This window comes from Gemmatimonadota bacterium, assembly GCA_039715185.1.
Classification (GTDB): domain Bacteria; phylum Gemmatimonadota; class Gemmatimonadetes; order Longimicrobiales; family RSA9; genus DATHRK01.
In genome coordinates this window covers 1-18,474 of the sequence record JBDLIA010000066.1, presented here as the reverse complement: position 1 = coordinate 18,474, position 18,474 = coordinate 1, and the positions used below count along the sequence as shown (strand labels likewise).

Below are 18,474 nucleotides of genomic sequence, written 5' to 3'. Positions count from 1 at the left end.
CGGGAGAAGCTACCCCCGAGCCGGCCGGTACGCCCTCCGCGCCCACAGTCCCCGAGCCCTCCGCGGCGCCGCGACCGTCGCGCCGACCGCTCCTCGCGCTGGGCGCGTTGGCGGCCGTCCTGCTCGCGGCGCTGGCGCTGTGGCTGTGGCTGGGCGACCGGAGCGAACCACCGGCGCCCAGCCTGGCGGGCGCCGGCGCCGCGACCGTCATTCCGCCGTTCCAGGTGCCGGGCGGCTCCGAGGACGCGGCGCTCCTGGCGGAGGGCGTGGCCACGCTGCTGGCGGCAGCGCTCGACGGCGCGGGCGGGCTCGCTGTCGTCAGTCCGCGCGCGGTCCTGTCGCTGGCCGCGCGCCGGCCGGGCCTGTCGCCCGCACAGGTCGCGGAGCGCTTCGAGGCTCCGTTCCGGGTGGAAGGCACCGTGGTCGAGGCGGCCGGGCGGCTGCGGATCGAGGCGCGCCTGCTCGACGCGAGAACGAACACGTCGGGCGCGTCCGCCACCGGGGAGGCCCCGCGCGATTCTCTGTTCGCGCTCGTGGACGACGTCGCCACGCAGATCCTCGCGGCGCGGGGCGCGGACCCCCTTACCCGGGTGGCCGCGCGGACCACTTCGTCCCTGGGGGCCTTCAAGGCGTACCAGCGCGGCTCGGAGGCCTTTCGAGCGACGAGCTACGAGGCGGCCGTCGAGGCGTTCACCGAGGCGGTCGACCTTGACCCCGACTTCGCCCTCGCGCACTACAGGCTGTCCGCAGCGTCGGAGTGGGCCTTCGACTTCCAGCGCGCGCGCGTCGCCATCCGAAGCGCGCAGCGCAGCGCCGAGCGCCTGCCGGGCCGGGAGCGGGAGCTGGTCAACGCGTGGGCCGCTTTGCTCGAAGGCGACGCCGATCGCGCCGAGCGGCTCTACGAGGCGCTGGTCGCGCAGACGCCGCACGACCCGGAAGCGTGGGCCGGGCTGGGCGAGGTGCTCGTGCATTTCAACCCCGTCAGGGGCCGGCCGGCGGCTGAGGCGGAGGAGCCGCTGCGCCGCGCCATCGACCTGGATCCGGGGGTGGGCGAGGCGCGCTTCCACCTCCTGGAGTTCGCCGCCGCCGCCCAGCGTCGCTCCGCCTTCGACTCCCTGTACGCGGGCGTCGACGCCACCAGCGACCAGGCCATCGCGTGGCGCGCCGTGCGCGCCGCGGCGTGGGGAGACGAGACCGAGCGGGCGAGCGTCCGCGCCGCGCTGCGGGCGGCGGACCCCATCGTCTACGGCGTGGCGCTCGGCCGGATCGCGGCGAACCTGGGGGACCTGGAGGCCGCATCGGCCCTCGGCGCCATGGACGACCCGCCGCTGGACACGCCGGAACTAGCCGCAGCCGGACACATCCTGAGGGCGTCCGTCGAGGCCGCTCGCGGACGCCCGGACGCGGCCCGCGGGCTGCTCGGCCGGGCGCGCGACGCCGAGCCCGACTGGGCTCGCGAGTTCGCGGCGCTGTTTGCCTTGCTGCCGGGCTGGCCCACCGATTCCGCCGAGCTGGCGCGCGTCCGCGCCGACCTCGAGGCGTGGGATCCGGGCACCCGTTCGCCCAACATCGGTTTCTTTCTCGGCGCGCACGCGGACGCGCACCGTCACCTGCGGCACTACCTGCTCGGCCTCCTGGACGCGCGCCTTGGCCAGATCGCCTCGGCGCGGGAACGGGCGCTCACCCTGGAGCGCCTCGGCCGCTCCGAGGAGAGTCGCGCGCTGGGCCGGGCACTCGCCGAGAGCCTCCGCGCCCACGCCTCGGCGGCCGAGGGCGACACGGACGCCGCGCTCCGGCACCTGGACGCCGTGGCCCTGGAGGCGCCCATCGAGAGGGTGATGATCTCGCCGTTTTTCGCGCGCTCGCCGGACCGGTGGCTGCGCGCCGAGCTGGCCGTCGTGGCGGGCGACACTGAGGAAGCTCTGCGCTGGCTGCGCAGCCTGGGCGAGGGGTACGAGTTCCTGTACGCGGCCCCGGCGCACCTGCGCATGGCTGAGTTGCTCGATCGCCAGGGACGGACCGGCGAAGCCGTCGACCAATACCGCCGCTTCCTGGAGCTGTGGGCCGACGCGGAGCCGGCGGCGCTCGCGCAGGTCGCGGAGGTACGGAGCCGGCTGGCCCGGCTCGCAGACGCGCCGTGAGCGAGCCGCTGCGCATAACGCGGGAGTTCGACGACCCGGCGGCCCTGCGCGCGCACCTCGACGCGGGAGGCGACCTGGCCTACGCGGTGCTCCAGGGCCTCGACCTCACACCCTTCGGGGACGATCTGGCCCGCACGAGCGTGCACTGCGCGGTGGTCCTGGGGGGCCGCGCCGATCCCGAGTTGCTGGAGAGCATGCGCCAGCGGGGAGCGGTCCTCTTTCCCACGACCGTGTTCGCTGACTGCGTCTTCGACCCCTACCCCTCGGGTCTGTACACGCCCGAGCGGCTGATCCTGGACGAGTACGTGCTGGGCGAACCCGCGAGCGCGCGGAACACGCTGGACGCGCGCATCTACCGCCAATACATCGACGCCGGACGGGAGCGCGCCCGCGATCTGTTGACCGCGCTCGCGCGCCGCCTGCACGACCACGGCATGACCGACGCGCTCGGCGAATTCATCTCGGAGCAGAACGTGGTGGCGATCATGGGCGGCCACGGTCTGGAGCGCACCGACGAGATGTACCGCGGCGTCGCCCTGCTCGCCGGGGACCTGACCAGACGGGGCTACCTGCTGGCTACGGGAGGCGGCCCGGGGGCCATGGAGGCCGCGCACCTGGGCGCGTGGCTCGCCGACCGCGGCACCGAGGAGCTGGACGCCGCGCTCTCTCTCATGGCGGGAGCCCCCACCTTCGAACATCCGCTGTGGCAGGACACGGCGGCTCGCGCCCACGCGAGGATCAGAATGGACGGCGCTCCCCTCAGAGACTCGCTCGGCATCCCCACCTGGCACTACGGGCACGAGCCGCCCACGGTATTCGCGTCCCGCATCGCCAAGTACTTCGACAACAGCGTCCGCGAGGACGGCCTGCTGCGCATCGCCCAAGCGGGCGTGGTGTTCGCTCCGGGCAGCGCGGGCACCGTCCAGGAGATCTTCCAGGACGCCGCCCAGAACCACTACGCCACCGGCGCTCCGAGTCCCATGGTGTTTCTGGGACGGGATTACTGGACCGACGCGAAGCCGGTTTACCCGCTGCTGCGCCGGCTCGCGCACGGGCGAGCCTACTCCGAGAAGCTCTTCATCGGCGACGACATCGCCGACGTGGCGGACTGGATCGATCGCTGGAATCCGCCCACCCCTCCGCAGTTCGAGACCGACCTGGAGACGGCCTAAGCGCCGTCTGAAGCTGCGACTCAGCCGCTCGCAAACTGCAACGCAAGCCGTCTTACGCAGGGGCCGACGGCACCAATCACGCTCCTCCGATTGTGTGTTGAAACAGGGCTCAAATCATTTATGGAATAGCGAGTACGCGTTTTTCAACATGACGCCTACCTGCCCGGCACGGGTCTGGCCTTTGCTATGGTGCGACCGCGGAGACGGCCCCCCGTTCTCTCCGCGATTGAGGAGTGCGATAATGCGACAACGCAACGCGATCATAGACTGGCTCCGCTTCGGCGCGATCACGGGACTCGTGTTCGCCGCCGGCGTCGGAGTCGCGGCCTGGCGCTTCGAGTTGCCCGGCCCGCAACTGGCCGTGGCGATGGCGGCGGCGTTCGCCTTCGGCGCCACGATCGAGTGGATCAGCCTGAAGTTCAGGGGCCCGGCCACGGCGTTCGCGGTGATCCTGACGATCGCCTTCGTGGGTACGCTGGAGGCCTATGCTCCGGGTGACGATGGCGTCGCGATCACGCAGGACCTCCAGGCGCTCACGTCGGTCCTCACGGACCCGGACACGGCGGTCGAGGCCGCCGAGCGCCAGGCCTCGGTCGCGCGCAACGTCGCGACCGGGGATGCGCTCGCCGCCGAGCGCGCGCAGCGGCAGGCTGAGCGGCAGTCACGGGAGGGGGACTCCACGTCGCTCGCCAAGTTGCTTAGGAAGGGCGTACGCCGGTCGGGAGGGGCCGGCTCGCCCTGAAGGGGTGAGCGGGGCGTTGGGAGGCGTCCCGCTCACCGAGCCTCGTCGGCAACAGCCTTGTGGAACCGGACGGGGCTACCGCAATGTTTGATATAACACGGGCTCCGCATCAGCCCCCTGCCACCTCACCGGCTTCGCAGGTGAGCCATGCCGCTCCAGTGCTTTTCCGACCGTCTCCAGCTTCTCTCCCAACACGCGTCCCTCTGCCTGGCGATACTCGCGTTGGTGGAGGCACCCGCCGCGATGCTGGCTGCACAGAACGATGTCCGCGTAGAACCCGCGTCCTACCGACTCGCGCTGGCCTTGCTCGACGCGGGAGACACCGCAAGCGCCGTCGACCGACTCCGCGACGTCGTAGAGGAAGTGCCCGACTTCGGTCCGGCGTTGCTCCGTCTCGGCTCGATCCTTTCGTCCCAGGCCCACGAGATCGAACGGCAGTATGACCAACGCATGGAGGCGGAGCGCCTGCTCGAGCGCGCCCACCGACTGATGGGCTCGGACCCCGAGGTCCTGCTGGAGTACGGGCTGCTGCTTCGGAAGCAGCACGTGCGCGTGGACGCGAAGAGGGTGCTGGATCGCGCGTGGAAGGCGGCGGAGGAAAAGGGCGAGTCCATTTCTCGGGACAACCGAGCCCGCATGCACTTCGAGTTGGGCCGGATCTACCAGGCGTGGTGGGAGGACTGGGACGGGCTCGTGATGGTCCCGCCGACGGCCGAGCGCATCAGTTGTTCGGGAATCGCCTGGGGCGGGGGACCCGATCAAGCATCACCCGTCCTCTGTCCCGAGGCCTGGGCGGAACAGAACGAGCAGGCTGTACCTCTCGCCGGCCTGAAGTCGGAAGAGCGCGCGCGCATGATGGAGCACTTCCTCCTCGCCCTCGAGGCGGACCCCGGGCATGTGGACGCGGCCGTCGCCGCGCTGAGCTACCTGGCCGAGGGCGGCGAGTGGAAGCGATACGACCAGATTGCCCACGAGCTCCTCCGACAGTCGCCCAGGGACCCGCGTACCAATCTGTTCGTAGGCTTGGGGCTCCACAACCGCGGACGAGACGATGAGGCGGAAGCGGCTTTTCGGAGGGCCGTCGAGCTGTTACCGAGCGATCAGCGCCGCGTGTTCGAGGACGTCGGCGTGCTCCTCCCGCGGAACGAGCGGCGACGATACGAGGCGGCAGACCGGCTGGAGCGCGCGGACTTCAACCGCATGGTCTTCACGGCCAAAGACCCGCTGTTTCTGACCGACGCGAACGAGCGCGAGCTGGAGCACTATGCTCGGCTCGCCTGGGCGGAGCTTCGATTCTCGGCGCCTGCGTCGGGTCTGCGCGGATGGGAGTCGGATCGCGGCAACATCTGGGTGCGCTACGGGCGGCCGTGGCGCTCCGCCATGTGTTGCTACGGGCTTCCGGTGCGCACGATCACATGGTCATACGGGCCCCGGGGACCTCTTTTCCAGTTCGACAAAAGGCTCACCTACCGGCGAGCTCGCTTCGAGGTCAAGTCCTTCGTCGTGGCCGAAGCCCTCGAAAAGGAATCTCCCGAAGCCTACACGCCGGTCACGGTAACGGCCGTGCACTCCATCCCGCACCAGCTCGCGCGGTTCCGGGGCAGCGGCGCCGACCTGACGCGGGTGGAGATCTACGCGGCGCCCCCACTCGACTCGCTCGGCGCGGACTCCGGCACCCGACTGGAGACCGGGATCTTCACGTTTCTCCTGGACTACACGCCTGTCTGGCAGCGGAAGAACACCACCGAGCTCACCGAGCGGGGAGTGGGCCTAACGTACGTCTTCGAGGTGCTGCCCGGCGCGTACCGCTACGCGCTCGAGGCCCGACGTGCCGGGCCCGACAGTCTGCCGCGGCCCGTGGGCCGCGCCCGCACCACAGTCGAGACCGAGGTCTTCCCGGCCGGCCGGCTCTCCATCTCGGATCTCCTCCTGGCCGCGGACACGGTCCGTCCGAGAAACTCAGCGCAGGCCCGCCGCGACGATCTCGTCATCGTGCCATTGCGGGGAACGACGGTGCCAGCCGACCAGCCGATACACCTGTACTTCGAAGTGTACGGACTCGCGGCCGATAGCGCGGGTGTTGGCGCGTTCCGGGCCGAGTTGGCCGTCGAAGACTCGACCAAGCGCAGCTTCGGCGCGAGGCTGATCCGCGCAGGGCGCAACGTGCTGGGCCTGGGAGAGGACCAGGACGCGACGGTGAGTTGGGAGCGCCAGGCCGAGATCGTCGACGACATGGTCCCGGAGTACATCTCGATCGAGGTGCCGGGCCTGGAGGCGGGTGAGTATGCGGTGCGAGTGCGCCTGATCGACCTCGCGACGGGACAGGAGGCAGAACGAGTGCGGCGAGTTAGTGTCGTCCCGGAGGAGGCCGGAGGCCGCTAGCCGTTCACACCGACAGGTAAACGCCCCCTAAACCCGCCCCGAAAACACCTAGGGCCGGTCTCGCTTCGCTTGAGTGTTGATTTTTCAACAGCAGCCGTGTACGTTGGGGACCGAATCAGCCCGTATCGGCCCCTACCCAGAGGTCCACGTGCACGAGCTTCCCCGACTGAGCCGCCGTGAGCGAGAGGTGATGGACATCGTCCACGAGCTCGGCAACGCCACGGCCGCCCGCATCCGCGAGCACATGGCTGATCCGCCCACCGACGCCGCCGTGCGCTCGACCCTTCGCATCCTGGTGGAGAAGGATCAGCTCAGGTACGAGCGGGAGGGACCGCGCTACGTCTACTTCCCCACGGCGCCCACCAAGCGCGTTCGCCGCTCCGCGCTGCGACACGTGGTCAACACGTTTTTCGGCGGGTCGCTGGAGGGCACCGTGGCGGCCCTCCTCGATCTGGAAGACAGGGAGCTGGACCCCGAGGAGCGGGAGCGCCTCCGGCGCATGATCGAGGGCGCGCAGGAGGACGGACTGTGAGCGCGTTCGCCCTCGGCCTCGATGCCATGGATCCCGAGCTGGCGCGCGCAGCTGACATCGGGCTGCGGGCGACCGCGCTGCTGGCCATCGCGGTGGCGTCCACCTGGGCGCTGCGGCGCCGCGCCGCCGATGCGCGCCACGCCCTCTGGACCGCCACGTTCGTGTTGCTCCTGGCGCTGCCGGTGGCGGTTTCGTGGGCACCCGCGCTGACGCTCGCCATCCTGCCGGCGCCCGCTCCGGAGGCGCCGGCGCCGGCTATCCGGTCGCCCGAGGGGCACGTCACCCCCATCGAATCCGTTACCGCCGACGCGCCGCGGAGGACCGAGGTCGCGCCGGCCCTCGAGTACAGCGGCGCCCCGGCGAGCAACTCCTCGTCCGGGCAGTGGTGGCTCGCGCAGGCGATGCTCTTCCTCTGGGGTGCTGGCGTGCTCGCGGCCCTCGCTTCGGTGGGCGTCGGCGTCCGGCGCTTCCACGCGCAGGTGCGAGACGCGACACCGATTCGCGACGCCTCGTGGCGCCGGAGGGTGGACTCGCTGAGGGAGAGGCTCCGCGTCCGGGGCGACGTGGGGTTGCTGGCCAGCGACTCCGCGGCCACCCCCATGACCGGTGGGTGGCTGAGGCCGGTCATCCTGCTACCGGAGTCGGCGCACGGGTGGAGCTCCGAACGCCGCGATGTCGTGCTGGCGCACGAGATGATCCACGTGCGCCGCCGCGACGCCCTGCGGCAGGTGCTCGGTCGGGTCGCGCTGGCCCTGTACTGGTTCCACCCGCTCAGTTGGGTCGCGTCTCGCCTGTCGGCGGCCAGCCGCGAGCAGGCGTGCGACGATGGCGTGCTCGCACTCGGGACCCGGCCTTCGGAGTACGCCGCGCACCTCATCGAACTGGCGGAGCGCGCGCATCGCGCCCCAGCCGTCCTCGCGCTTCCCATGGTCCAGCGCTCGCAGCTGGAGAGGAGAGTCATGGCCATCCTGGATCCCCGGCGCCGCCGTTTGAGCGTGCCGACGACCGCTCTGGTCGTCCTCGTCCTGGGGGCGTTCAGCGTCCCGGCGGCGATCGCCCGTCCGGTTCCCGCTCAGCCGCCTGCGGTGGCGGTCGACGGCCCCGGCGAACTGCCTCCCGCGCCGGAACATGTCGAACTCACACGCGCCGCAGAGCCGACAGCGACAGTGACGGTGAAGGCCGATGCGGCCGGTCCAGCTGTGGCTTTCGAGCCCCCGCCCGCCGTCCAGGAGATTGCCTGCGATGTCAGAGGCGTTCACGGAGACTTCAGCGGCACGTTCACGATGAGCGGGGACCGTCACGAGCATTCGGGGACGTACAACGGCGACCGGGTGATCCAGAAGTTCGTCGATGACCTGCGCCTGTGTATGCGCATCCACGGAGATGTCGTGCTGTCCGACGAGGGCACCTCGGTGCGCGCGGTCGGCGCCGATAGTTGGGTACTGCTCGAATCCGAGGAGGGCGCGCTTCGGCGAATGGTCATCACGGAGGGGCCGGGGGGCATCGAGCACTCTTGGAGCGTGGACGGACGCGACCAGGCTTTCGACGACGGCGCGCGCGAATGGCGAGATCGAATGTTCACGGTCCTCAACGGATACTGGGAGGCCAACCGGATCCGAGGCCGGCAGAGCAGCCTCAGAGGCCGAATCTCCTCGCACCGAGGGCGCGTGAGCAGCCTGCGGGGCCAGATCTCGTCGGCCCGGGGTCGGGTCAGCAGCCTGAACGGCCAAATCTCCTCCGCGCGGGGCCGGGTCAGCAGCCTGAAGGGCCAGATCTCCTCCGCCAGGGGCCGGGTCAGCAGCCTCAAGGGCCGGATCTCCTCCGCCAGGGGCCACGTGAGCAGCCTCAGAGGCCGGATTTCCTCGATCCGCGGACGGATGTCGAGCCTCAGCTCCGCGGCTCGCAGCACGAGCGACTCCACCACGCGGGCCCGGCTGGAGCAGGAACTGGAGGAGCGAAGAGCGCAGATTCGGGCGATTGAGCGCGAGATCGGCGAGTACGACGTCGAAGGCCGTGTTGCCGAGATTCAGCGTGAAATCGACGAGTACGACATCGAAGGCCGTGTCGCCGAGATTCAGCGCGAAATCGACGAGTACGACGTCGAAGGCCGTGTCGCCGAGGTTCGGCGCGAGATAGACGCGTTCGACCTCGAGGGTCGCGTCCTGACGCTGGAACGCGAGATCGAGGAGTACGACCTCGAGGGCAAGGTCCTGGCGACCGAGCGAGAAATCGAGGAACTCGACGCGGATCGGAGAGCGGCCGAGATCGAGGCCCGGCTCGCCCCCGAGATCGAGGAGCTGCGGCGACTGATCCGCCGCTTGTAGGCCCGAAGGCTCGCGCCGGCCCAATATATGAGAAGCCCCGGCGAGGTTGGCCGGGGCTTCGCAACGTCCACCATGAATGGTCGCGGCAGGTCTCCACGACATGCTTGCGCAACCGTGCTGTGCTGCGACACCGTTTGATGGTAGGACGACCCTCGGTTCACTTGGTCGACTCACCGACGTGACTTGAGCGAGCCGTGTGGCACTCCCACGGCGCACTGCCCGCCTCGACTAGGAAGATCCTGATCCACGAGACTCGCATCACCGCCCGAAGCCGCCACCAAACCGCTCGTGGGCGATCCGTTGCAGCACATGGGGCCGACCGCGGGTGGCGAGTTGGCGCCATCGCACTCCTCGCCTACGCCATCGTTGCGTGCGGCGAGGACGGGCCGACGGACCCGGCCGTAATCGAAGCGATCGCCGTCCTCGAGGTCGTCGAAGGCGGGGTCCGCGGCGTGGTCGCAGCGCGGCCGGATCCGCAGGCCGCCGTACGGGTGCTCACCCCGGAGGGCGATCCCATCCCAGGGGTGGAAGTGCTCTGGACGCCGAGCGAGGGCGCAGGAAGCGCTACCCCGAGCACGACGAGCGACGGAGACGGCGTGGCCGTAGCCGAGTGGACGCTGGGAGAGCAAGCGGGCACGCAGCGGATCTCCGCTGGGCTCGCGAACGGCGCGGAAGTCACCATTGAGGCCACCGCGGCGCCCGGGGTCGTGAGTGTGCTGGAGGGCCCCGAGCGGGTGTTGGTGGAGGTTGGCATGGCGACGCCAGCCCCGATCCGCTTGCTGGACGCCTTCGGCAACGAGGTTCCTCCGTCGCGCGCGACGTGGTCCACCGCGTCCACCGACGTGGCTAGTGTCGACGGCGCCGGCGTGGTGTCGGGAGTGGTCGTTGGCCTGACCGAGCTGCACGTCGACGTGGACGGCCGCAGGGCGGTCGTCCCCCTGGAGGTGCGGCCGATCTTCCGGCTCACCCAGATTGCCGCGGGGCTGACGCACGCATGCGGACTGGCCGACGGCGGCGCGGCGTACTGTTGGGGGCGAAGCCGGGATGGCGCGCTCGGAAACGGCAGCTCGGAGCCGGTGGACGGCGCGGTTCGGGTGCTGAGCGAAGTGCCCTTTTCCTCGTTGAGCCTCGGTGATGCGAAATCGTGCGCCGTTGCGGTCTCTGGCAGAGGATACTGCTGGGGTTGGAAGGGGCACTCGCTGCTCGGTGACAGCGTTTTCGCGGGGGACGCACTCGTGCCGGAGCCGATCGCCCTGGACGTCCCGCTCCGTGCGCTCGAGGCGAGCCTGCACCATGGGCAATGCGCAGTCACGATTGAAGGTGACGCGTACTGCTGGGGCCACAACGACACCGGCCAGATCGGCCAGGGGTTCGAGTCCAGTACAGTCTTCACGCCGAGGCGTCTATCGGTGGACGGTCCGGTGCGCGGCGTCGCGCTGTCGCCCTTCCACGGCTGCGCGGTGCTCGAGTCGGGAAGCACCTGGTGCTGGGGATCAGCAGGAAGACTGGGAGCGAACGAGGATCTCGGCGTGACCTACCCGCCTATCCAGGTTGCGGGCACACAGGAATTCGGCGGACTCGTGCGCGGCTTCGATGGCACCTGCGGGCTCACTGCTGACAGTCGGGCGTTCTGCTGGGGCGGCGGCGCCTGGGAGGGGATCGAGCCCAGAGTGGATTTTCCCCGGATCCCGACCGAGGTGGCCAATTTCCGCTTCCGGCGCCTCGCCTCAGCCCGAAACCGCATGTGCGGTATCCTGTTGGCCGGCGAAGCCGGATGTTGGGATGGGGCGAGTTCGGAGATGGCGCCCTTCGTGGTGCCCGGCGTCACGCAATTCTCGATGGGCTGGTTCCTGGCCTGCGCTCTCGACTCTGACGGCGCGCCATACTGCTGGGGCGGCGACTTTCCCCCGACGCCGACCCGCGTCTACGCGCGGATCCCGCCGGAGTAGACACGACGAGGCCCCGCCGGCGGAAGCCGCCGCGGGGCCTTCACTCGCCTCAATGGTCGCGGTAGGACTCGAACCTACGACCTCACGGATGTGAACCGTGCGCTCTAACCAACTGAGCTACGCGACCTGACTTCATCTCCAGCGAAAAAGGGCCGGGTCGAGACCCGGCCCCGAGTACCCCCAAGGGGATTCGAACCCCTGTCGCGTGGCTGAGAACCACGAATCCTAGGCCTCTAGACGATGGGGGCGTACCCTCCCGCTTGCGCGAGCGGAGTACAAAGATAGATGGGTCGGTGTAAGCGTCAAGGCTCTCGCAGGGCCCGACGGAAGACCCATCGAGGAAGGTAGGGCGCGTGCCCGAGCTGCCGGAGATCACCGCCTACGTGGAGGCGCTCGACCGCTTCGTGGTCGGCGATACGCTGGAGCGCCTGCGAATCCGCTCGCCGGCGCTTCTGCGCACCTACGACCCACCTGCGTCCGCCGTGGAGGGCCGCACGATCGCGGGCGTCCGACGGCTCGGCAAGCGCATCGTGTTCGCGCTCGAGGACGGCGAGCCCCCGCTCTACATCGTCCTCCACTTGATGGTCACGGGCCGCCTGCGCTGGCGTCATCCGGGCGTGACGATTCCCCGCAAGACGGGGCTCGCGGCGTTCGACTTCGCGCACGGCAGCCTGCTGCTCACGGAGACCGGCACCAAGAAGAAGGCGTCGCTGCACGTGGTGGCCGGAGACGCAGGCCTCGCGGCGCACGACAGGGGCGGCGTGGAGCCGCTGGAGGTCGACTTCGACGAGTTCCGCGCCGCCCTCCAGCGCGAGAACCGCACGCTCAAGCGCGCACTGACCGATCCGCGCATCCTCAGCGGGATCGGAAATGCGCACTCCGACGAGATCCTGCTGGAGGCGCGGCTGTCGCCGCTCAAGCGCTCGCGCGACCTGTCCGAGGACGAAGCCCGGAGGCTATTCAGCGCCACGCGGCGGTCGCTCCGTGAATGGACGGAGATCCTTCGCTCCGAGGTCGGCGAGGGTTTCCCCGAGAAGATCACCGCGTTCCACGCGGCCATGAAGGCCCACGGCAAGTACGGCGAGCCGTGCCCCCAATGCGGATCGCCCATCCAGCGCATCAAGTACGCCTCCAACGAGACCAACTACTGCCCCACCTGCCAGACCGGCGGCCGGCTGCTGGCAGACCGCGCGTTCTCCAAGCTGCTCAAGGACGACTGGCCCAGGACGCTCGAGGAGCTGGAGGGCCTTCTGGGCGAAAGCTAGGCGAGCTCGTTCACCACCGCCCAAGCCAGCAGCGGCACCATGATCTCGTGGTGCCCCGTGATCTGGTAGCCCTTCCCGCCGCCCGTCCTCGTCGGACGCTCCACCACGTTTACGCGCGGCCGGTAGTGGCGGATCATGTCCATGTCCGCCGTGACGAAGACGCGCGGCGCGCCGTCGTTGGCGTTGCGGCACACCGTCAGCGCCTTGAGGAACACCTCGGGCATCATGACGGCGGAGCCGATGTTCAGCGCGACGCCGCCCTCCAGCCCCTCCAGGTGCGCCGCCAGGCGCCGGAAGTCGCGGAAGCTGGCGGCGCCGATCGCGGCGCCGTCGGTGGCCGGGTGTTGGTGCGTGATCTCGGCGCCGATCGCCGAGTGCACCGTGAATGGGAGCCCCAGCCTGTGGGCCGCGAGCAGGATCGAGTGCTCGCCGGCCACCAGGTCGTCGCGGCCAGCCAGGTCCAGTCCCAACGCCTCGCCCAGGCCGCGTTCCTCGGCGGCGCCTCGTCGTATCGCCTCGTTGATCCCCCGCCCGGTCTCCTCGGCCATACCGAACGTGCCGTCGGCAAGGCCGGCCTCGACGTCCTCGCTGGTGCCGCCCCACCGCGCCAGCTCGTAGTCGTGGATCGCGGTGGATCCGTTGGCGGCGAACGCGGTGATCACGCCCCGCTCCGCCAGATCGATCAACACGGGGGACAGGCCCGTCTTCACCACGTGCCCGCCCATCATGCACAGCACCGCCCCGCGCCGCTCGGCCCGGGAGCGCACGGCGTCGGCGATCGCGCGCACGAGCGCCCTCAGGTCCGCCGCCACAAGCACGTCCGGCAGGGACTCCAGGAAGGCGCCGAAGGTGGCGTCGGCGCCGGCAGCGGGCCGCGCAGCGAGCTGAGCCGCCGCTAGCTTGTCTTCTCGGGATCCGATGGGAACGGTGCGCAGCCGGGAGAAATCCAACTCCGGGGGTCGGTTCACGGCCGTCGCTGAGACTCGGGGGACCGGGAGCCCAACGCGGACCGGATCAGCGGCGGCGCCGGGCGGGAAGCTCAGGGAAGCTTCTGGCCCTCTTGGTAGTTCGTCAACTTCAGCGTCAGCGACCGCACCCAAGGAGCCTTCGACTCCATCAGTACCAGGACGCGGCGCTCGTCGTCCGTGAAGTAGACCTCGAGCTCGCTTTCCTCGCCGAAAATGCCGTCGGTCTTGATGATCGGCCGCACGACGATGGTGTCGAACTCGCCGGCCGGCACCTTCACGCGCTCCTTGCGCACGACCTCGATGCGGACCGGGTTGTCTTCCGCTTTGAAGTACCGATTGAAGGTGTAGGAGTCGCCCACCTCGAGCGGCAAAGTGCGCACGAAGAAGAACATGGACACCTCGTCCAACGGGTCGTTGGACGGCAGGAATCCGCTCCGGTCCCGCTCCACCCAGTGCCAGGTGAGGTTGTCGGGGTAGAAATCGAACGTCCGGTTGCGGACGAAGTCGTCTTCCTTCTGGTTCTTCTGGAAACGGCGCGCGACCAGGGAATTGACGTCCAGCCACGACTGGAACGTGTCGTCCACCTTGAACGCCCCGAATAGCACCGATCCCTTGATGCCGAGCTGGATGTGGTAGGTATCGTGGCCGCGGATGTCCTCGACCTCGGGGACCTCCAGGAATCCGTCGCCGACGGTGCCGAAGAGTCCCACGCTGAGCTGGTACTCGGCGCGCTCTCCCGGGCCCCAGGGCACCGGAGTCACCCCGACTACCAGACCATCTGTCGTGTCCCGTTCGAGCCCGCGAGACGGCGCCGTCGCAACTTGCGACTGCGACGCGAGCGAGCCGAACAAAGCGGTCGCCACAAACAGCATCTTCATGATCGCGTTGGGCTAACTGGAATCAGCGCCGGGGTTGCGCTGACCTGAGCCGCCACGTCGGCGGCGTTTCTTCCTCCGCTTGGAAGTACCAGAGCCGCGATCCGCGGGTTCCCCTCCGGAGTTCGTCCGGTTCCGGTCGGGACGCCGCCCATCCCCACCGGCGGGCCGGCCGGCCCCCGGCTTTCGGCGGCTCCTGGAGCGTTTGCGGTCGGGGCCTTCCCGGGCCAGGTCGGCGTCGGGGGACTCCAGCGGGAAGGGTCCGGGCACGTGCCCGCCGAAGGCGGCGCCGCGCACGTGCCGCAGCGCCTCGGCCAGCTTGAAGCGGGTGGCCCTCTGGCGTCGGCCGTGGACCCGCTCCGCCTCGCCGCTGGTCACCCGGCGCGCGTGCGGCGCCAGGGCCCGCAGCAGCTCGGCGTCCGAGGACCAGCCGTCGGAGCGAAGCAGCGGCTCCGCGCCGACCGTTTCGAACGCCTTGCGCAGCACGAGCGCCCGGTAAGCGCGAAAGCCGGCGCCGGGCGAGCCCGCGTCTCGCGGCCACCCGCGTCGGCGCGCCAGCCGCTCGAACGCCCCGCGGGCCACGCGCAGGCCCCACGGCGCACCCCTCAGATCCGGCCGAGCGCCGTTGGCGACGATGTCGGCGCCGCCTTCGATGTGCCTGACCAGCTCGGGGATGAGCGCGGGATCGTCGGTGAAGTCTCCGTGCAGCGCGACGATGGCGTCCCGCTTGGGATACTGCGACATACGCGCCGCCTTGCGCAGGGCCCGTTCCAGCGTGGGGCCGTACCCGCGGCGCTCCTTGCAGCGCACGACGGTCAGCGGCAGAACCCCCCGGTACGAGGCGAGGATATCCGCCGTTGCGTCGGTCGACGCGTCGTCGGCGACCACGATGTGGTAATCGCGGCCGTACTCGGCCATGACGCGGCGCACCTTCCAGAGGAGCGGGCCGATGGTCCGCTCCTCGTCGTGCACGGGAATGCATATGTAAACGAAGGTCACCGATCCTCCCTCAATTCCGGCCTGTCGCCGCTGGGGTAACCCCCGGGCCGGGCAAACGGTCCCGCGGCCGTCCGAATCACGTTGTAGGCCCCAAGGTAATACGCTATCGTTCCACTCCCGCGTCGGCCCGCCCGCGGGAATCGCGCGTGGTGAAGGGCAGGAGCGACGAGGAGGCAAAGCGATGTCCGTGCGCGGAGAGGCCGGTCTCTACTGGCGGGTGCTCCGCTATCTGGGAGGATACGAGGGAATCCTCGTCCTCGCGGTGCTCGCCACGATGCTGTTCGCGTTCTTCGACGCGTTCAGCCTGGTCATGCTCATCCCCTTTCTCAATTCGCTGTTCGGGGACGCGCCTCTCAGCGTCGGCTCCGACGGCTCGGCCATGGAATGGTTGCTGGGCCAGACCGTGGGGCGCGTCGTATCTCCGGGCCAGTCCCCGCAGGACGTGCTGCTGGCCATCATCCTGTTCATGCTCGCCGTCTTCGCGCTCAAGAACGCGTTCGACTTCCTCAAGCGATACCTGGTGGCGCGGCTCGAGCAGAGCGTAACGCGCGACCTTCGCGACGAGGTGTACGGACACCTCCTGGAGCTGGACCTCCGCTTCTTCGGAAAAACCCGAGCGGGCCAGGTCATCTCGCGCCTGACCGGGGACGCCGAGCGACTCCGGTCGCTCGTCACGCGCAACATCTCTCAGGGCCTGACTGCGTTCCTGCGGGTGCTCGCGGCGCTCGCGCTGCTCCTGTCGATCTCGGCGGAGTTGACGCTCGTTTCGGTCGTCGTGCTCCCCGGCATCTTTCTGGTCTGGAGCCGCGTCGTGCGACGCCTGCGCCGGGGGGATCGCAGAGTGCTGGACCTGGCCGGGGAAGTATCGTCGCACATTCAGGAAACCGTGAGCGGAATCCGTCTTGTGAAGGCCGCCGCGGCGGAAGCTTACGAGCGCGAGCGGTTCGGCCGGCTGACGCATTCCTACTTCCGTACCTTCCTGCGAACCGAGAAGCTGCGCGCCGCCACGGGCCCGCTGTCGGAGATGATGGCGGCGCTCGGCACGCTCCTGCTGCTGTGGTACGGCAGCAACCTGGTGCTGGTGGACGGGACCCTCACAGGCGCCGCGTTCATAGGCTTCCTGGGCGTCAGCATGCAGCTCTATTCGCCCGCCAAGGTGCTGTCTCGGCTGCCCGCGGCCATCCAGCCGGGGTTGGCCGCCGCCGAACGCGTGTTCGAATTCCTGGACGCGCCGATCGAGATTCGCGACGTGGTCGGGGCCAGGCCGTTCGGTGGCCTCGCCGAGGGCATCCGCTTCGAGGGCGTGGGGTTCCACTACGAGGAGGGCGAGCCCGTGCTGAGCGACATCGACCTGGAGGTCCGGGCGGGGGAAGTGGTCGCGCTCGTCGGCCCGAGCGGCGCCGGCAAGACGACCTTCGTGGACCTCGTCGCCCGCTTCTACGACCCCACCTCCGGGCGCATCACGTTCGACGGCACGGACCTGCGCGAATACACCATCGCATCGCTGCGCTCCAGCCTGGGCATCGTCGCGCAGGAGACCGTCCTCTTCCACGATACCGTGCGAGCCAACATCGCCTACGGCCTGCTGGACGCCGACGACGACGACATCGAGCAGGCCGCGCGCGCCGCGCACGCGCACGAGTTCATCCGGGCGCTGCCGGAAGGCTACGGCACCGTGCTCGGGGAGCGCGGCACGCGGCTCTCCGGGGGACAGCGCCAGCGCATTGCCATCGCGCGGGCGATCCTGCGCGACCCGCCCATCCTCATCTTCGACGAGGCTACCTCGGCGCTCGACTCCGAGTCAGAGCGCCACGTCCAGGAGGCGGTCGCCGAGCTGCTTGCAGGGCGCACGGTGTTCGTCATCGCCCACAGGCTGTCGACCATCCAGCACGCGGACCAGATCCTGGTGCTGAGCGAGGGGCGCATCGTGGACACCGGCCGCCACGAGGAGCTGATCCAGCGCGACGGCACCTACCGCTACCTGTACGAGCTGCAGACATCGGGGGCCTAGTGGACTGTAACAGATGATAGTTGAGCATCGAGAGGGGCGAGGCGCCCGATCCGGGGAGGCGGGAGGACGAGTAATAGCAGGGCTATTGCGAGGAGTCCCAACGACCCCGGGCGGGATGCATCGTCCCTCGAATGCCAAGTACTCACCTGTTACGGTCCTCTAGCCGGCGTGCGCGTCGGGGTGGTGCTGTCCACTTACCAATGGCCGCAGGCTCTGGAGCTGGCGCTGTGGTCCTACGCGGCGCAGACGGCGAGTGGATTCCAGGTGATCGTCGCGGACGACGGCTCGGGTCCCGACACCCGCGCGTTGGTCGATCGCATGCGCGCCTCGGCGGGGCTGGACATCGTCCACGTGTGGCAGCCGGACCGCGGCTTCCGCAAGAGCTCCATCCTCAACCGGGCGATCCTGGCCGCGGACCGCGACTACCTGGTCTTCTCCGACGGAGATACGATAGCGCACCCCCGGCTGGTGGAAACGCACGCGCGGCTCGCCCGGCCCGGCCGCTACCTGGCCGGCGGCTACGTCAAGCTCACGCGGCGGGTCACCGAGGCGCTGACGGTCGAGGACGTGCGCGCGGGCAGGGCGACCTCGTTGCGCCACCTGCGCTGCCTGGGGCTGCGGCCGGGCCGACGGGCGCTCCGCTTCGCCGGGCCGGGCGCGCCGGGGTGGGTGCTGGACCAGCTCACGCCCACGCCGCGCCGCTGGCACGGCAACAACGCGTCGACCTGGCGCGAGCACCTCGTCGAGGTCAACGGCTTCGACCTGGACATGGGCTACGGCGGCCAGGACGCGGCGGTCGGCGACCGCCTGGAGAACCTGGGCGTCCGTCCGCTGCGCATACGACACCGGGCGCCGGCGGTACACATGCACCACGAACGGCCGTGGCGCGACCCAGAGGGCATGAGCCGAATCGCGGAGCAGCGCGCCCGCATCCGCCAGAGCGGGCAGGCGCGCGCGCCGCGCGGAATCGCGGAGCTGGAGAGGGAAGAAGGGGCAGGCGTGGTGAGCCGCTAGCGTCGGTCCAGCCCGCGCGCCTCGTCGTAGATGCGCTCCAGCTCGGCGGTTTGCCGACCCAGGTCGAAGGACGCCAGCGCGTGCTCGCGGGCCGCGCGCG

Annotated in this window: 13 protein-coding genes and 2 tRNA genes; 10 read left to right on the top strand and 5 right to left on the bottom strand. The window is 69.9% G+C overall.

What is annotated here, in order from left to right:
- The 7 genes from ABFS34_11915 to ABFS34_11885 all read left to right on the top strand — a co-directional run.
- A partial coding sequence (locus tag ABFS34_11915; GenBank protein ID MEN8376145.1) for a hypothetical protein occupies positions 1-2,141 on the top strand: 2,141 nt, incomplete at its 5' end.
- Positions 2,138-3,313 carry a hypothetical protein gene (locus ABFS34_11910; protein MEN8376144.1) on the top strand — a complete coding sequence of 392 codons (1,176 nt, stop codon included), beginning with the start codon at positions 2,138-2,140 and terminating at the stop codon, positions 3,311-3,313. The genes ABFS34_11915 and ABFS34_11910, both read left to right, overlap by 4 nt.
- 241 nt (positions 3,314-3,554) lie before the next feature.
- Positions 3,555-4,055 (top strand): hypothetical protein, encoded by a 501-nt coding sequence (locus tag ABFS34_11905; GenBank protein ID MEN8376143.1) that lies wholly within the window; start codon positions 3,555-3,557, stop codon positions 4,053-4,055.
- Positions 4,056-4,202: 147 nt separating this feature from the next.
- Positions 4,203-6,437 (top strand): GWxTD domain-containing protein, encoded by a 2,235-nt coding sequence (locus ABFS34_11900; GenBank protein ID MEN8376142.1) that lies wholly within the window; start codon positions 4,203-4,205, stop codon positions 6,435-6,437.
- Positions 6,438-6,585: 148 nt separating this feature from the next.
- Entirely contained in the window at positions 6,586-6,969 is a 384-nt protein-coding gene (locus tag ABFS34_11895) for a BlaI/MecI/CopY family transcriptional regulator (protein MEN8376141.1), read from the top strand.
- Positions 6,966-9,293, top strand: coding sequence for a M56 family metallopeptidase (locus tag ABFS34_11890; GenBank protein MEN8376140.1), 2,328 nt, complete (start codon positions 6,966-6,968; stop codon positions 9,291-9,293). Before ABFS34_11895 ends, ABFS34_11890 begins: the two co-directional genes overlap by 4 nt.
- A gap of 452 nt (positions 9,294-9,745) precedes the next feature.
- On the top strand, positions 9,746-11,242 hold the full coding sequence (locus ABFS34_11885) for a hypothetical protein (GenBank protein ID MEN8376139.1): 1,497 nt from the start codon (positions 9,746-9,748) through the stop codon (positions 11,240-11,242).
- Positions 11,243-11,295: 53 nt separating this feature from the next.
- Here ABFS34_11885 and ABFS34_11880 read toward each other — a convergent pair.
- Together ABFS34_11880 and ABFS34_11875 are read right to left on the bottom strand one after the other, a co-directional pair.
- Positions 11,296-11,369 (bottom strand) — tRNA-Val (locus tag ABFS34_11880).
- Between the two features lie 48 nt (positions 11,370-11,417).
- Positions 11,418-11,490 (bottom strand) — tRNA-Glu (locus ABFS34_11875).
- Positions 11,491-11,595: 105 nt separating this feature from the next.
- On the opposite strand from ABFS34_11875, the gene ABFS34_11870 reads away from it, so the two are divergent.
- Positions 11,596-12,507, top strand: a complete 912-nt coding sequence (locus ABFS34_11870) for a DNA-formamidopyrimidine glycosylase family protein (protein MEN8376138.1) — start codon at positions 11,596-11,598, stop codon at positions 12,505-12,507.
- Here ABFS34_11870 and ABFS34_11865 read toward each other — a convergent pair.
- From ABFS34_11865 to ABFS34_11855, 3 genes are all read right to left on the bottom strand, one after another.
- On the bottom strand, positions 12,504-13,475 hold the full coding sequence (locus tag ABFS34_11865) for a hypothetical protein (GenBank protein ID MEN8376137.1): 972 nt from the start codon (positions 13,473-13,475) through the stop codon (positions 12,504-12,506). The genes ABFS34_11870 and ABFS34_11865 overlap by 4 nt on opposite strands.
- Before the next feature lie 71 nt (positions 13,476-13,546).
- Positions 13,547-14,353 (bottom strand): DUF3108 domain-containing protein, encoded by an 807-nt coding sequence (locus tag ABFS34_11860; protein MEN8376136.1) that lies wholly within the window; start codon positions 14,351-14,353, stop codon positions 13,547-13,549.
- A 12-nt stretch (positions 14,354-14,365) separates the two neighbouring features.
- A complete protein-coding gene (locus tag ABFS34_11855; protein MEN8376135.1) occupies positions 14,366-15,349 on the bottom strand; it encodes a glycosyltransferase family 2 protein in 984 nt (327 codons plus the stop codon).
- Between the two features lie 181 nt (positions 15,350-15,530).
- On the opposite strand from ABFS34_11855, the gene ABFS34_11850 reads away from it, so the two are divergent.
- Complete coding sequence (locus tag ABFS34_11850; GenBank protein MEN8376134.1) at positions 15,531-17,360, top strand: ABC transporter ATP-binding protein; 1,830 nt, start codon at positions 15,531-15,533, stop codon at positions 17,358-17,360.
- Positions 17,361-17,528: 168 nt separating this feature from the next.
- Complete coding sequence (locus ABFS34_11845; protein ID MEN8376133.1) at positions 17,529-18,374, top strand: glycosyltransferase; 846 nt, start codon at positions 17,529-17,531, stop codon at positions 18,372-18,374.
- Positions 18,375-18,474: the final 100 nt, after the last annotated feature.

Bases quoted from the DNA above. Each gene is read 5' to 3' on its own strand.
- ABFS34_11905 (MEN8376143.1), top strand. From the start codon at position 3,555: ATGCGACAACGCAACGCGATCATAGACTGGCTCCGCTTCGGCGCGATC.
- ABFS34_11860 (MEN8376136.1), bottom strand. From the start codon at position 14,353: ATGAAGATGCTGTTTGTGGCGACCGCTTTGTTCGGCTCGCTCGCGTCG.
- ABFS34_11850 (MEN8376134.1), top strand. From the start codon at position 15,531: ATGTCCGTGCGCGGAGAGGCCGGTCTCTACTGGCGGGTGCTCCGCTAT.
- ABFS34_11900 (MEN8376142.1), top strand. From the start codon at position 4,203: ATGCCGCTCCAGTGCTTTTCCGACCGTCTCCAGCTTCTCTCCCAACAC.